This window comes from Terriglobus saanensis SP1PR4 (genome assembly GCF_000179915.2).
GTDB lineage: Bacteria > Acidobacteriota > Terriglobia > Terriglobales > Acidobacteriaceae > Terriglobus > Terriglobus saanensis.
The window spans coordinates 3,760,393-3,773,868 of record NC_014963.1 but is presented as its reverse complement, the minus strand read 5'-3'; the positions used below and the strand labels follow the sequence as shown (position 1 = coordinate 3,773,868).

The following is a 13,476-nucleotide window of genomic DNA, read 5'->3' as shown; positions in this document are numbered from 1 at the left end:
GGGGTCTCGGGAGAAACGTTTGCTTGAATACGAAAACGATGGCTATGAAATACGCTGCTGCAAGAATGAACCACCACCGCGATGCCAAGAATCCAGAAAGCAATGGAACAACCGCGAAAAACAAGAACGACCAAACCCACAGAGAAGGTGACATCGATGGGGTAGGAACATTGACTGAACAGATCGCCAGAAGGAGATCGCAAAAATACAAAAGACTGAATGCGCTGAGCGCATGGCAAACCAGTCGTAATGTCTTGTTTTTTAACATTCAGTTTCGATTTTTAGAGCAAGCCTTTGGTGCTGGGCAGCAAATCCTTCATGCGCTCATCGCGTGAGCAGGCTCCACGCAGTGCCCGCGCGAATGCTTTGAAGATGGCTTCGATCTTGTGATGGTTCGAGCGTCCGTACATCGTCTTGACGTGAACGTTGGCACGAGCGCCGCGGGCAAAGCCATCGAAGAAGTCTGCGAGCAGTTCGGTCTGGAAGTCGCCTACGAGGCGGGTCTTGACCTTGTCGTCGACGATGTAAGCGACGCGGCCTGAGAGATCGACGGCGGCGACGGCAAGCGTCTCGTCCATGGCCATGACAAAGTAGCCCGCGCGAAGAATGCCCTTCTTGTTGCCCAGGGCCTTGTCGAAGGCTTCGCCAAGCGCGATGCCCACGTCTTCCACGGTGTGGTGCTGGTCGACGTCGAGGTCGCCGGTGCAGGTGAGCGTGAGGTCGAAGCCGCCGTGGCGCGTGAAGAGCTCCAGCATGTGGTCGAAGAAGCGGATGCCGGTGGAGACCTTGTAGACGCCCTGGCCATCGATGATCAGCTTCAACGCAATCTGCGTCTCAGTGGTGTCGCGCTTTACGCTGCCGGTGCGGGGCTTGAGCGCCTTCGGTACGGCAACGACTTCGGGTAGAGCGGCTGTATTCTTCACGGTCTTGCTTGCGGACTTACTCATATTCCCTCGCTGGTTCGGTTTCGGTGTCGACAATTTTTGCGTCGGCAGGTGTCCAGTTGATTTCACTTAATGATTCTCTGAGCGCAACGATGCACTTCTCTAACTGCTCCTCCACGCCGATGGTGATGCGCACGCATCCCTGCAGGCCGGGGTCGGAGGAGCGATCGCGCAGAAGGATGCCGCGCGTGCGCATGGCGGCGATAAGCTGCTTATGCTTCGGCCCGATGCGCGTGAGAAGGAAGTTAGCGTGCGACGGCCAGAAGGGAATCTGCATCTCCTTCAAAGCTGTTGCGAGTTTGTCTCGCCCCGTGGTGACCTGTGCGCAGTACCAGTCGAGATAAGTCGTGTCTTCCATCGCGGCTTCCAGCGCGCGGAGGGCGATACCGTTCACGTTGTAGGGCGACGCAGCTTTACGCAGATGCTTCATTAGTCCAGTGTTGGTTGCGAGCAGACCGATGCGCAGGTTCGCCAGGCCGTAGGCCTTGGAGAAGGTGCGCGCGATGACGAGATTCGGAATGGTGTCGATCTCGGGCATCATCGTCTCGCCGAAGAAGTGGAAGTACGCTTCATCGAGAAGAACCACTGCATGCGGGGCGGTTGCGGCGATGGTCTTGATCTGCGCGCTCGGAATCGTGGTGCCCGTGGGATTGTTCGGCGTGCAGAGGATGATGAGCTTCGTCTTCGGCGTGATGGCTGCGAGGAGGCGCTCGTAGGGGAAGGCCAGCGTATCCTCTGCCTGCACCCGGATCACGTTCGCTCCCATGGCCATGCAGTTCACGTCGTACATGAAGAAGCTGGGTACGGCGAAGATCACCTCATCGCCTTCATTGAGGAAGGTGTAGGTGACGAGGTGAATGGCTTCATCGACGGCGTTAGTGAGCAGCACATGCTCCGGCGCAAGCCCGAGGTGTGCTGCGGCGATGCGTTCGCGCGGCTCGCGCTCCGGGTAGATGGTGAGGTCTTCGAGCGTGGTGCTCTGCAAAACCTCGAGCACCTTCGGTGAAGGGGCAAAGGTGTTCTCGTTGAAGTCGAGACGCATGGCGTTCCGGCCCGCGAGTGGCGGGTGGTACTCCGGCATGCTGAGAATGCCTTTGCGCGGATTAACGCTCATTGGATCTTCCCTTCGGGGTCCTGGCCCTGGTCGTCGAGCAACATGCGGACACGCACGGACTCAGCGTGGGCGGTCAGGCCTTCAGCTTCGGCAAGGGTGATGGTGTGCGGGCCAATCTCGTGCAGCGCCGCGCGTGTGTACTGTTGCACGGTGATGATCTTCACGAAGTCCAGCACGGAGAGACCGGCGCGCATGCGACCGACGCGTCCGGTAGGAAGAACGTGGTTGGGGCCGGAGATGTAGTCGCCCATGGACTGCGGCGTGTGATGGCCGATGAAGACGGAACCCGCGTTCTGCACCCAGCGCAGATCCGCTCCGGTGTCCACGGTGAGGTGTTCGGGCGCAAGGCGGTTGGTGAGCGTGCGCGCTTCTTCGATGGTGTCGGTGACGAAGGCGTAGCCCTGCGCTGCGAGCGACTGCTTGGCGATCTCGTTGTCTGCGGACTGACGCTCGGCTTCGGCGATGACCTGCTTGGCGAGGTCTTCGCGCGTGGTGATGAGGATGGCGAGGGCTTCAGGGTCGTGCTCGGCCTGCGCAACGAGATCAGCGGCGATGCCTGCAGGGTTACCGATCTCCGAGGTGTAGACGATCTCCGTAGGGCCAGCAGGCATGTCGATGCCGCACTCGTGCGAGACAGCGATCTTGGCGGCGGTGACGTAGAGATTGCCGGGGCCGACGATCTTGTCTACAGGCTTGATGGTTTCGGTGCCATAGGCCATCGCGGCGATGGCCTGCGCTCCGCCGATGCGATAGAACTCGGTGATGCCTGCGAGATGCGCGGCGGCGAGGGTCTCTTTCGCGGGCTTGGGCGAACAGACGACGATGCGTTTCACACCAGCGACCTGCGCGGGGGTGGCCGTCATCAGCAGGGTCGAAGGCAGCGGATAGCGTCCGCCGGGGACGTAACAGCCGACCGAGGAGAGAGGACGGACGATCTGTCCGACCTCCATGCCTTCGACGGGGCGGAAGCTGAAGGGTTTGGGAAGCTGACGCTCGGCGAAGGCAAGAATGTTCGCCTGCGCGAGACGCATGGCGGCCTGCAGCGCGGGCTCGGTGTCGTTCCATGCGGCCAGCATCTCTTCACGCGTGACACGGAAGGACTGGTCGGGCTCGCCTTTCTCGGGACAGCCGAGGCGAAGGCCGTCGAGGCGGCCGGCGTACTCGATGAGAGAGGCGTCGCCGCCATGGCGGATGTCGGCCAGTATGGTGCGGACGGTCGTGTCCACCTTGGCGGTGTTGGAGGCCCCGCGGATTTCGAGCTCGGCAAGCAGTTTGTCTGCGCGCTCTTTGGATTCGCCGAAGGTGTGGATGAGCTTCATTGCTTTACCTCGGGGCTGGGCCCCATTTGCTTTCGGTGGTTCTTATAGCGCAGCTAAGGGGAAAAGCAGATCCCTCCGCTGCGCTACGGGATGAAAAAAAGGGGCAATGGGTGACAAGAGCTAGAGGACGACTTTGCTCAGCGGGTATTCGACGATGCCGCTGCCACCTGCTGCCTTCAGCCTGGGGATGACTTCGCGCACGACAGCCTCTTCCAGGATCGTATTTACGGCGACCCAGTCGCTGTCGCGCAGATGCGAGACGGTGGGCGACGAGAGCGCTGGAAGCACATTGAGCACCGCGTCCAGGTTTGCTTTAGGCACATTCAGCATCAGGCCAACCTGCGAGAGAGCAGCGATCGCGCCGTTGAGCATCATGGAAAGGTTGCCGATCTTCTTCTTCTTCCACTCGTCGGTGTAGGAGGCCTTGTTCGCGATCAGCTGCGTCTCCGACTCCATGAGGGTTTCGATGATGCGGAGGCGGTTCGCGCGGAGCGAGCTGCCGGTCTCGGTGACTTCCACGATGGCGTCGCAGAGCATGGGCGGCTTCACTTCGGTTGCGCCCCAGGAGAACTCAACTTTCACCGGGATGTTCTTCTCGGCGAAGTAGCGCTTGGTGTACTCCACAAGCTCGGTCGCGATGACTTTGCCTGCGAGATCTTCCGGCTTCTGGAAGGTGGAGTTCTCCGGAACGGCAAGGACCCACTTCACCTTCTGGCGCGAAGCCTTGGAATAAGTAAGCGAAGTAACGCGCTCGACGTCGGAGTTGTTCTCGAGGATCCAGTCGTTGCCTGTGAGTCCGGCATCGAGCGCGCCTGTCTCTACGTAGCGGGCCATCTCCTGCGCGCGGACGAGCATGCACTCGATCTCAGGATCGTTGATGGTCGGGAAGTAGCTGCGTCCGGAGGCATAGATCTCCCAGCCTGCGCGCTTGAAGAGGTCGAGGGTAGCGTCCTGGAGGGAGCCCTTGGGGATGCCGAGTTTAAGTTTGTTTGCCATGACGTTTAGAGGGTCTCCAGAGGAATATTTTTGGTGAAGCAGGATACGGTGCCTTCGTGGCAGGTGAGGCCGTCGCCTTCCACGTTTACACGGAAGAGAAGGGCGTCGGTGTCGCAGTCCGTTGCGACGGAGACGATCTTCAGGCGGTTGCCTGAGGTCTCGCCTTTCATCCAGAGCTTCGAGCGCGTGCGCGACCAGAAGGTGACGAAGCCGGATTCGAGGGATTTGGCGTAGCTGACTTCGTTGAGGAAGCCAAGCATGAGGACCTGGCCGGTCGTGGCGTCCTGCACGATGCCGGGGACGAGGCCGTCCATCTTGGCGAAGTCGATCTTGATTGCGTCTGACATTGCTTTCCGTGTCCTTTGGTGGTTGTGGCCGAAGCTAGGTTTCATTCTGCGGCGGACACAACAAAGCCCGCCAGCGGTTATGCGCTTCAGCGGGCCTGGGTCTTGTTACGTTGAATCTGTGTGAGCGGTGTTACGCCTTCACAGCAACGGACGCCGGCACGCTGAGAGCGTGGGTATGGTGTCCGTGATGATGGAAGCGTGTGCTCATTCTGTCTTCAAGGTTATCTTGGGGTTCTCTGGGGTGTCAACGTGGGCCCGTATTTTTGGCGACAATGTAAGCGGAGGAACGGCCGATGAGGAAACAGTTTGCAGTGTGCGTGCTGGCATTGGCGGGCTTTTGGAGTGCGGCGCAGACGACCGACGCGCTACTGGATCTGAATACGGCGACGGCGGCGCAGTTGAAGACGCTGCCGGGCATGGGCGACGCCTACGTGAGGCGCGTTGTGGAGGGACGGCCTTATACGATGAAGAACCAGCTGGTGCAGAAGGGCATTTTGCCGCAGACAGCCTACGACAAGATCAAGGACAGGATCGTGGCGCATCGTGTTGCGAAGCCGTAACAGGTCGTTCGTGATATCAAATGGCGCTTTCTTTAGGTACCTTCAGTACTGTTTCAGCGTTTTCCGGTAGTGGGGCCAGATAGATTCGGATAGAGTGAAGAGGCACCGTTGCACACTGGCTGGTGCTTCCTCCAGATGATTTCCAGAATGGGACAGACCGTTGTACGAGCGCTCGGCCTTGCCGTGATGGCGGCCTCGTCACTCGCAATGACGGGCTGCGGATCCGTGACCGGAAGCACAACCTTCTCGCAGTTGCGGGTCATCGACGCGAGTCCCGACTCCGGTGGCCTGGACATTTATGCCAGTGGGACTGCCCTGGCATATAACCTTGGCTTCGGGACGATTACCTCGTACGTAGCGATCACTCCGGGAACCTACACAGTGCAGGTCAAGCCAGCGGGATCGGCCACGGCCGTCCTCTCGACCAAAGCGACGCTTCCGGCCAGCAAGCAGTTCACGCTGCTGGTGGGCAATGTGAATGCGGGTCTTGAAGGCTTGGTGCTCGCGGACCAGAGCGGACCTGCACCTTCGGGCCAGATTGCTCTTCGCTTTCTCAATGAGGCGACCAAGATCGGCGCACTGGATATTTACCTTGTGCCCAGTTCCGCTACTCTGTTGACGACGAGCGCGATCGCCACGGGCGTCGTCTTCGATACCAACACGGGCTACCTGAACGTGCCCGTGGGGACCTACAAGCTCTATATCCTGCCGACGGGAACCGTTGTCTCAGCAGATACGGTACCCACGTACACAGGCTCAAGCGTCACCTATCCGCAGGGAAGCGCGCGAACGATCGTGCTACTGGATACACAGGTTACGACAGCTCCTGCGGTGCAGGTGATTACTGCGAACGACTACGATTCGGCAACGGCTACGAGTTAGGCCGCAAGGCGGGTTTTATTTGCACCATTTTGTCATGCCGCAGACTTGTCATTCCAATGTTTTGTTATCCGCTACACTTTGTCATTCCGCAGCGCAGCGGAGGAACCTGCTGTTCAGGGAATTTTATTGTTTGAATTTTTTACAGGGCACAGGCAGGAAGCAGATCTCTCCGCTACGCGACGATAAAGCTGTCGCTCCGGTCGAGATGACGAGTGGATGAGGAAGTGGCGCGAACAGAATTGATGTCTGTAATCAGAAGAGGCCCTCCATCCGGAGGGCCTCTTCTGCGTTGATGCGGTGGGGCTAGTAGCGGTAGGTCTCAGCCTTGTAGGGACCTTCGACCGGCACGCCGATGTAGTCGGCCTGCTTCTTGGAGAGGGTGGAAAGCTTGACACCGATCTTTTCGAGATGGAGGCGAGCGACTTCCTCATCCAGAAGCTTCGGCAGAACATAGACACCGACTTTGTAGGTGTCCTTGTTCTTCCAGAGATCCAGCTGCGCGAGGGTCTGGTTGGAGAAGCTGTTGGACATCACGAAGGACGGATGGCCGGTCGCGCAACCGAGGTTGACGAGGCGGCCTTCGGCGAGAATGAAGATCTGGTTACCGGAGGGGAAGGTGTACTTGTCCACCTGGGGCTTGATGTTGAGCTTCTCTACATCCTTAGCGGAGTTGAGGCGCTCCATCTGGATCTCGTTGTCGAAGTGGCCGATGTTGCAGACGATGGCCTGGTCCTTCATCTTCTGCATATGCTCGAAGGTGATGATGTCCACGTTGCCGGTGCAGGTGACGTAGATATCGCCGCGGCCGAGCGTGTCTTCGAGCGTCGTAACTTCGTAGCCTTCCATCGCAGCCTGCAGGGCGTTGATCGGATCGATCTCCGTAATGACGACGCGAGCTCCCATGCCCCGGAGAGACTGTGCGGAGCCTTTGCCTACGTCACCGTAGCCGCAGACGACGGCGATCTTGCCGCCCATCATGACATCGGTCGCGCGCTTGATACCGTCCGCGAGCGACTCGCGGCAGCCATAGAGGTTGTCGAACTTGCTTTTGGTGACAGAGTCGTTGACGTTGATGGCGGGGATGAGCAGTTTGCCCGCGCGCATCATGTCGTAGAGGCGATGCACGCCAGTGGTGGTCTCTTCGGAGACGCCGCGCCATTCCTTGGCGACGTTGTTCCAACGCTTCGGTTCTTCCGCAAGGATGCGCTTCAGCATCGCCTTGATGACGGCTTCTTCTTCGCTGCCTTCAGGATTGTCCACGAAGGTGCGGTCGCCATTCTCGAGCTCTACGCCCTTGTGGATGAGGAGGGTGACATCTCCGCCGTCATCGACGACGAGCTGTGGTCCGAGGCCGCCGGGGAAGCTGAGCGCCTGATCGGTACACCACCAGTACTCTTCGAGCGTCTCGCCCTTCCAGGCGAAGACGGGAACGCCGGTCTTCGCGATCGCGGCGGCGGCGTGGTCCTGTGTGGAGAAGATGTTGCAGGAAGCCCAACGGACATCCGCGCCGAGATCGACGAGAGTCTCGATAAGAACGGCGGTCTGGATGGTCATGTGCAGTGAACCGGTGATGCGGACGCCAGCGAGAGGCTTGGCGGCGGCATGCTTGGCGCGGATGCTCATGAGGCCGGGCATCTCCTGCTCGGCGACGGTGATCTCTTTACGGCCCCAGTCGGCGAGGGCGATGTCTGCGACTTTGTAGGGAAGGGTGGTAGCGGGAGCTGCAGTTGCCATATTCGGTATAACCTCGTTGATCGTCCTGGATTGACGGTTAAGGATAGCAGGGCTCGATCAATGAGCCTGCTCCATAGCGAGCAGTTTTTCCTTGCGGTCAACACCCCAGCGATATCCGGTGATGGCGCCGGAAGATCCGACGACACGATGGCAGGGAATGGCGAGAGCAACCGGGTTGGAGGCGCAGGCCCGTGCGACGGCTCGCGCGGCGGTCGGTTTTCCGAGAGCAACGGCAACCTGGGCATACGAGCGTGTCTCGCCACGTGGGATCAGTTGAAGCTGCTGCCAGACACGAAGCTGGAAAGCCGTGGCGCGAAGGTCCAGGGGGAGAGCCAGGGCCGCCTGTGGTTCGGCGATCAGGGCGATGACCTGCTGGAGAGCTACCTGGTCGTCAGCGGGAACTAAGTCGGCCTTGGCAAAGCGTCTCTGGAGATCCGCGAGGAGTTCTTCGTCTGTGTCTCCGAGCGCTATGGCGCAGATGCCCTTCTCGGTAGTGGCTACGAGGACGCGTCCCAGCGGGCAGGCTGCAATGCTGTAGAGAATCTCCAATCCAGCGGCCTTGCGACGGAGATCGCCTGGATGCATGCCGAGGTCGCGCGCGGCGTTTTCATAGAGCCTGCTGGAGGACTGGAAACCTGCCTGATAGAGGGCATCGGTGATGGAGTGGGCTTCGATCTGTTCCGCGAAGTGCTTCATGCGCTGCGCGTGGACATATTGGCGCGGTGTGACCCCAACTGTTGCGCGGAAGAGCTTCTGCAGATGGAAGGGCGAAAGACCGACATGCTCGGCGAGTTTGGAGAGCGGCACCGTCCGGTCGCTCTGCAGGTCGAGATAGGCGCAGGCCTTCGCGACCAACCCAGCTGTCTTAGCGGATGGGGCAAGGGAGTCATCTTCCGGCTGGCACCGTTTGCAGGGGCGTAATCCAGCAGACCGGGCTTGCGCTCCGTTGTTGTAGAAGCGGACGTTTGCGGGCTCGGGGCGGCGGCTCGGGCAGGTCGATCGGCAGAAGATTCCCGTTGTGGTCACGCCGTAGACAAAGTCATTGCTGGGTTCCCGTTGCAGCACCATGCGCCAGCGGGGATCCTGCAGAAGCGTTGGGAAGACCTGTGCGGTAGTGGGCGGGTTGAACATGAGATCTGACATAAAAGTATCTTCGAGCGGAAGGAATGGGGGAGCACTCCGAATCTTGCGCTCAAATTAGAAAAGCTAAATAGGTTACTTTTGTGCGGATTCTTTTGACCCACCTAAAGGTGTCCACTATTCTTCCGATGATGGCGTATATAGACTTCGGGCCCGCTTTACATCTTATAAAGTCTTCAGAACTGGGTCATCTGTGTCATATCCTATGGCGAATTTCGGAAGCGAACTGAAGCAGCAACGGAACTGGCAGGGCATCCAGTTAGAGGATATCTCCGCTGCGACCCGTATTACCGTACGGCACCTGCGCGCCCTGGAAGAAGAGGCGTTTGGAGAGCTGCCGGGTGGGGTCTTCAATAAAGGAATCGTTCGGAGTTACGCACGCTTTCTCAATCTGGATGAGCACGCGACCGTCTCCGCGTTTATGGATGCCTGTCGGCGGTCCGGTGTGCGCAGCCATGAAGAGCAGGAGTGGAGCGAGTTTGCCGAAAATGTCAGCAATCAGCGAGGCAAGCGGCGCAACAGCGACCTGTGGAAGTGGGCAGGCGTGGTGTTGATGGTGCTGGTGCTTGGTGCGCTGGCCTTTGGCGTCTGGTGGTGGATACGGCACTACAAGATTGTGGCGCGATAGCGGAAGTAGCGATGGTCAGTCCGTCTCAGAGTGACCACCCCATACGTTGATGACAGCTTGACTCGGGGTTCTACTTACTCGCTTACTGACTCTTCTGAGCCTGACTGAACGCTTTATCAATCAGGTTCGCAGCGAGCGAGAGACCATCTCTGGAAAAGATCGCTGCCTGCATCTTTTGCGCATTCTTCCGATAAAGAGGATTCTCTAGAACTTCAGTGACCAACTCCGATAGCCGTGGCTGGGTCAGCTCTTCCAGCGAAGTCGCCAGACCGACCTTTTTCGCCACAAGTCTTGCTGCTACGCCGGGTTGGTCGTTGGTTACAGGGATAGCAACCAACGGAACGCCCTGCGACAATGCCTCAAGGACAGTATTCAGGCCCGCATGGGTGATGCACAGGTGGGCCCGCTTGAGAAGCTCCAGTTGTGGCGCGCGACGAACCAGAATGACGTTACTCGGCAGCGGGTCGAACTGCGCAGGATCAAGAACACCACCAATCGCGATCACGAATTGGTATTGGCTATGGTCCGCTGCCACATTCCTGATGATTTCGAATACATGGCGCAGACCAGTTTGCAGCGTTCCCATGGAGGCGTACACAAGCGGCGCATCGGAGAGTTCTTCCCAGGGAAAAGCCACTTCAGGCCGCGCGGAGTCGTCCTGAAAAGAACCGGTGTTGGTGTAAGGCGATGGCTCCGGGCCACTAAAATCCAGGTCTTTAGGGATTTGTGTGATCCAGGCGAGCTTCGAAGTGGTCGTGGATAAGTCCTTCCAATCCACGCTGAGACCGACTTCCTCGGCATATTTTTTTGCTGCTTCGAGAGATGGCTCCAGAAGCGATCTGAAAACTTCTACTCCTTCCAGATTTCTCTTCTTTGCTTCCGGATCGGTGCTGTGCGGCCAATCGAAAAAGCAGAGCGGAGTTTCTCCGGAAACATCGAAATGCAATGCGTTCGACACATGGATATAAGGCAGACCCAGATGGATCGGGACCAGTTCCATATATTTCTGATACGTATCGAGCACGACTGCTTCGCTCCCCTCTTTTACGAGAGCTTGTTCCAAAGGCCGTAACAGTGACCCGGCTACGTGGCCCAGAAGCGAGAAGACGGTGCGAAGGCCTTCCTCACCTGCGGTCAGCTCACTGTGAAGTTTCTCCACGTAGACGTGGGACCCGATTGGAAATTCGTTCTCACCCACAGGGATGAAGCGCAGGTTGGCAGTTCGGGCGAACGGCTCCGCGTCGACTGCGGAGATTAAAGAAACATCGTGGCCGAGCGATTGAACTTTCCGCGCTAACGCGATCATGGGATTCAAATGGCCGAATACGGGAAGAGTGATGAAAGAAATTTTCATAAGAATGATTACAGAGCAAACGCGTGATCGACCTGTGTCAATTCGTGCTTCTTTTTGAGATTGACCCAAGTTAAGCGTGGAACTTCACTCCTGTGAGTCCTTCACTGAGGGTCCACAAGCCTTTCGCTGCCTTTGAATCGATAGCGTAAGGTCTCAAGCCGGGCTTGAGTGGAATGTTCGATTCCGAGATCTGGGCGATTTCAACGTCCTCGCAGTAAACGCCGCCCACTCCTGCGAGTTGAGGGCTGGTCCCGCACCAGGTCGATGTCGCCGCACCCTGTTCAAGAGTCTTAAATTCGCCTCCTTCCTCAACTGATTGGCCTGCCGGACTGGATCCGTGGCGATCGTTGCGGGTAAATCCTCGGCCTTTGAGTTCCTCGTCTGTCATATGACGAGCGAGGTCTGTATAGATTGCCCCAGGGTGAACCGAAAAGGCACGCACTCCACTCGCTTCGCCACGCCGGTCAAGTTCCACGGCGAACAGAATGTTCGCTGTTTTTGATTGGCCATAAGCAGACCATCTGTCATAGGGGCGACGATTGAAATTGGGATCGCCAAAGTCGACTCCGGTGATCTGATGACCGCGGGAGGAAAGCGATACGATCCGTGCGCCGTTTGCTTTGCGGAGAGCCGGCCAAAGGCGCGCTGTGAGTTGAAAGTGGCCTAGATGATTGATGGCAAACTGCGATTCGTACCCTCGCGTATCCCGTTCCAGGGGCGACGCCATAATGCCGGCGTTGTTGATCAAAATATGCAGTGGGCGGCCACTTGCAAGGAACTCGCTGGCGAAGGCATCAATAGAAGTTGGATCGAAGAGTTCGAGACGGCCCTGTTCTACATGGGAAATGCCGTGCAAGGCCCGGCGTGCTTTCTCAGGGGTGCGGCTCGGGACGAGCACCGTGGCACCGGCTTCAGCGAGGGCACGCGTAGTTTCGAGACCGATCCCGGCATATCCTCCCGTGACAATGGCTACCTTGCCGCTGAGGTTCATGCCTTTCAACGTCTCCGCAGCGGTGGTGTTCGATCCGAAACCGGAGTGGATCGGTTGTTGCTTCGTTGGCATAGTTTGTCTTCCTCTATCTGACTGAGAGCTTGGACGGAACGCTCTATGCAAGGGCCTTGCATAAAAGGGCTATTAGTTTAGACCGCTCATTAGGCGGGAACTCGTCTGAAAACCCGCCCAGTTGAAATTCCCCAGAATCAGTCTGGTAGAGTCGATTTTGCCTTTACGGTAAACTGATATGAGTTAATTCAAAGGTTTTGCAGGTGGAGGAGAAGTTTTGTCTAAGCGCGATCGTTTCCTATTTACGTCCGAGTCCGTTACCGAAGGCCATCCCGACAAGATCGCCGACCAGATCTCCGATGCCATCCTGGATGCCTGCCTGGCGCAGGACCCGATGAGCCGTGTTGCATGCGAGACGCTGACCTGCACAGGCCTGGTCGTCATCGCCGGTGAGATCACGACCGAAGCGTATGTCGACTTTCAGAAGCTGGTGCGTGATACCGTCTCCGATATCGGGTACAACAACGCCGCCTATGGCTTCGATTCGAACACCTGCGCGGTGATTTCGACGATCAACAAGCAGTCTCCTGACATTGCGCAGGGTGTGGACACCGGCGGCGCTGGCGACCAGGGAATGATGTTCGGCTATGCAACCAACGAGACGCCTGAGCTCATGCCGACGCCGATCTCGCTCGCGCACAAGCTGGCTTCCAAGCTCAGCGAAGTGCGAAAGTCCGGTCTGATGTCGTACCTCCGTCCCGATGGCAAGAGCCAGGTGACGGTCGAGTATGACTCGAACCACAAGCCTGTCCGTGTGGATGCGGTCGTTATCTCGACACAGCATGCGGAAGAAGTCACCAATGAGACGCTGCGCGCGGACATCCTGAAGAATGTGATTCAGGCCGTGATTCCCGCGGAGCTCCTGGATGCGGACACGAAATATCACATCAATCCGACGGGACGCTTCGTTATCGGTGGACCTATGGGTGATACGGGTCTCACGGGTCGCAAGATCATCGTGGACACCTATGGTGGCATGGGACGCCACGGCGGCGGAGCGTTCAGCGGCAAGGACTCCACCAAGGTGGATCGTTCTGCGGCGTATATGGCGCGTTATGTGGCGAAGAACATCGTCGCGGCGGGTCTGGCGGATCGCTGCGAAGTGCAGTTGGCTTACGCAATCGGCGTGGCCGAACCGGTCAGCGTTCTGGTGGACACCTTCGGTACCGGAACGGTTGCCGAAGACAAGCTGGAAGATCTGGTCCGCAAAAACTTCAAGCTGACGCCCAAGGGCATCATCGAAACGCTGGATCTGCGTCGCCCGATCTTCAAGCTGACAGCTGCTTACGGCCACTTTGGACGTTCGGGCGACACGTTTACTTGGGAGAAGACGGACAAGGCTGAAGCCTTGCGCGTCGGCGCTGGTGTGGGCGAGGTTGTCGCCAGCCGTTAGCC

At 58.3% G+C, this 13,476-nt stretch carries 14 protein-coding genes; 5 read left to right on the top strand and 9 right to left on the bottom strand.

Features of this window, described 5'->3' with window-relative positions; genetic code table 11:
* Nucleotides 1-23 precede the first annotated feature (23 nt).
* On the top strand, nucleotides 24-335 hold the full coding sequence (locus ACIPR4_RS22560) for a hypothetical protein (RefSeq protein WP_187290194.1): 312 nt from the start codon (nucleotides 24-26) through the stop codon (nucleotides 333-335).
* Here the strand turns inward: ACIPR4_RS22560 and hisB are convergent.
* From hisB to hisI, 5 genes are all read right to left on the bottom strand, one after another.
* Nucleotides 282-947: an imidazoleglycerol-phosphate dehydratase HisB gene (gene hisB / locus ACIPR4_RS15245; protein ID WP_013569555.1), complete on the bottom strand. Its 666-nt coding sequence runs from the start codon at nucleotides 945-947 to the stop codon at nucleotides 282-284. The genes ACIPR4_RS22560 and hisB overlap by 54 nt on opposite strands.
* Nucleotides 940-2,058 carry a histidinol-phosphate transaminase gene (hisC, locus tag ACIPR4_RS15240; RefSeq protein ID WP_013569554.1) on the bottom strand — a complete coding sequence of 373 codons (1,119 nt, stop codon included), beginning with the start codon at nucleotides 2,056-2,058 and terminating at the stop codon, nucleotides 940-942. The genes hisB and hisC overlap by 8 nt, the downstream gene beginning before the upstream one ends.
* The gene (hisD, locus tag ACIPR4_RS15235; RefSeq protein ID WP_013569553.1) at nucleotides 2,055-3,377 is read right to left on the bottom strand and encodes a histidinol dehydrogenase; all 1,323 of its coding nucleotides are present in this window, start codon (nucleotides 3,375-3,377) and stop codon (nucleotides 2,055-2,057) included. The genes hisC and hisD overlap by 4 nt, the downstream gene beginning before the upstream one ends.
* Before the next feature lie 120 nt (nucleotides 3,378-3,497).
* A complete protein-coding gene (gene hisG / locus ACIPR4_RS15230) occupies nucleotides 3,498-4,373 on the bottom strand; it encodes an ATP phosphoribosyltransferase (protein WP_013569552.1) in 876 nt (291 codons plus the stop codon).
* Nucleotides 4,374-4,378: 5 nt separating this feature from the next.
* Nucleotides 4,379-4,720 (bottom strand): phosphoribosyl-AMP cyclohydrolase, encoded by a 342-nt coding sequence (hisI, locus tag ACIPR4_RS15225; protein ID WP_013569551.1) that lies wholly within the window; start codon nucleotides 4,718-4,720, stop codon nucleotides 4,379-4,381.
* A 293-nt stretch (nucleotides 4,721-5,013) separates the two neighbouring features.
* Here hisI and ACIPR4_RS15220 point away from each other — a divergent pair, with 293 nt between their 5' ends.
* Both ACIPR4_RS15220 and ACIPR4_RS15215 read left to right on the top strand, forming a co-directional pair.
* The gene (locus ACIPR4_RS15220; protein ID WP_013569550.1) at nucleotides 5,014-5,280 is read left to right on the top strand and encodes a ComEA family DNA-binding protein; all 267 of its coding nucleotides are present in this window, start codon (nucleotides 5,014-5,016) and stop codon (nucleotides 5,278-5,280) included.
* Between the two features lie 135 nt (nucleotides 5,281-5,415).
* Entirely contained in the window at nucleotides 5,416-6,162 is a 747-nt protein-coding gene (locus ACIPR4_RS15215; RefSeq protein ID WP_041586127.1) for a DUF4397 domain-containing protein, read from the top strand.
* Between the two features lie 303 nt (nucleotides 6,163-6,465).
* Here the strand turns inward: ACIPR4_RS15215 and ahcY are convergent, their stop codons facing one another.
* Both ahcY and ada read right to left on the bottom strand, forming a co-directional pair.
* The gene (ahcY, locus tag ACIPR4_RS15210) at nucleotides 6,466-7,896 is read right to left on the bottom strand and encodes an adenosylhomocysteinase (RefSeq protein ID WP_013569548.1); all 1,431 of its coding nucleotides are present in this window, start codon (nucleotides 7,894-7,896) and stop codon (nucleotides 6,466-6,468) included.
* A gap of 57 nt (nucleotides 7,897-7,953) precedes the next feature.
* Complete coding sequence (ada, locus tag ACIPR4_RS15205) at nucleotides 7,954-9,039, bottom strand: bifunctional DNA-binding transcriptional regulator/O6-methylguanine-DNA methyltransferase Ada (protein WP_222829238.1); 1,086 nt, start codon at nucleotides 9,037-9,039, stop codon at nucleotides 7,954-7,956.
* 202 nt (nucleotides 9,040-9,241) lie between these two features.
* Between ada and ACIPR4_RS15200 the strand changes: the two genes are divergently transcribed.
* On the top strand, nucleotides 9,242-9,664 hold the full coding sequence (locus tag ACIPR4_RS15200; protein WP_013569546.1) for a helix-turn-helix domain-containing protein: 423 nt from the start codon (nucleotides 9,242-9,244) through the stop codon (nucleotides 9,662-9,664).
* An 82-nt stretch (nucleotides 9,665-9,746) separates the two neighbouring features.
* Here ACIPR4_RS15200 and ACIPR4_RS15195 read toward each other — a convergent pair whose 3' ends face one another.
* On the bottom strand, nucleotides 9,747-11,018 hold the full coding sequence (locus ACIPR4_RS15195) for a nucleotide disphospho-sugar-binding domain-containing protein (RefSeq protein WP_013569545.1): 1,272 nt from the start codon (nucleotides 11,016-11,018) through the stop codon (nucleotides 9,747-9,749).
* 70 nt (nucleotides 11,019-11,088) lie between these two features.
* On the bottom strand, nucleotides 11,089-12,081 hold the full coding sequence (locus tag ACIPR4_RS15190) for an oxidoreductase (protein ID WP_013569544.1): 993 nt from the start codon (nucleotides 12,079-12,081) through the stop codon (nucleotides 11,089-11,091).
* A 217-nt stretch (nucleotides 12,082-12,298) separates the two neighbouring features.
* Between ACIPR4_RS15190 and metK the strand changes: the two genes are divergently transcribed.
* Nucleotides 12,299-13,474, top strand: a complete 1,176-nt coding sequence (gene metK / locus ACIPR4_RS15185; protein WP_013569543.1) for a methionine adenosyltransferase — start codon at nucleotides 12,299-12,301, stop codon at nucleotides 13,472-13,474.
* Nucleotides 13,475-13,476: the final 2 nt, after the last annotated feature.

Coding starts and splice junctions, on each gene's coding strand:
- hisB (WP_013569555.1), bottom strand. CDS start 947: ATGAGTAAGTCCGCAAGCAAGACCGTGAAGAATACAGCCGCTCTACCC.
- hisC (WP_013569554.1), bottom strand. CDS start 2,058: ATGAGCGTTAATCCGCGCAAAGGCATTCTCAGCATGCCGGAGTACCAC.
- hisD (WP_013569553.1), bottom strand. CDS start 3,377: ATGAAGCTCATCCACACCTTCGGCGAATCCAAAGAGCGCGCAGACAAA.
- hisG (WP_013569552.1), bottom strand. CDS start 4,373: ATGGCAAACAAACTTAAACTCGGCATCCCCAAGGGCTCCCTCCAGGAC.
- hisI (WP_013569551.1), bottom strand. CDS start 4,720: ATGTCAGACGCAATCAAGATCGACTTCGCCAAGATGGACGGCCTCGTC.
- ACIPR4_RS15220 (WP_013569550.1), top strand. CDS start 5,014: ATGAGGAAACAGTTTGCAGTGTGCGTGCTGGCATTGGCGGGCTTTTGG.
- ACIPR4_RS15215 (WP_041586127.1), top strand. CDS start 5,416: ATGATTTCCAGAATGGGACAGACCGTTGTACGAGCGCTCGGCCTTGCC.
- ahcY (WP_013569548.1), bottom strand. CDS start 7,896: ATGGCAACTGCAGCTCCCGCTACCACCCTTCCCTACAAAGTCGCAGAC.
- ada (WP_222829238.1), bottom strand. CDS start 9,039: ATGTCAGATCTCATGTTCAACCCGCCCACTACCGCACAGGTCTTCCCA.
- ACIPR4_RS15200 (WP_013569546.1), top strand. CDS start 9,242: ATGGCGAATTTCGGAAGCGAACTGAAGCAGCAACGGAACTGGCAGGGC.
- ACIPR4_RS15195 (WP_013569545.1), bottom strand. CDS start 11,018: ATGAAAATTTCTTTCATCACTCTTCCCGTATTCGGCCATTTGAATCCC.
- ACIPR4_RS15190 (WP_013569544.1), bottom strand. CDS start 12,081: ATGCCAACGAAGCAACAACCGATCCACTCCGGTTTCGGATCGAACACC.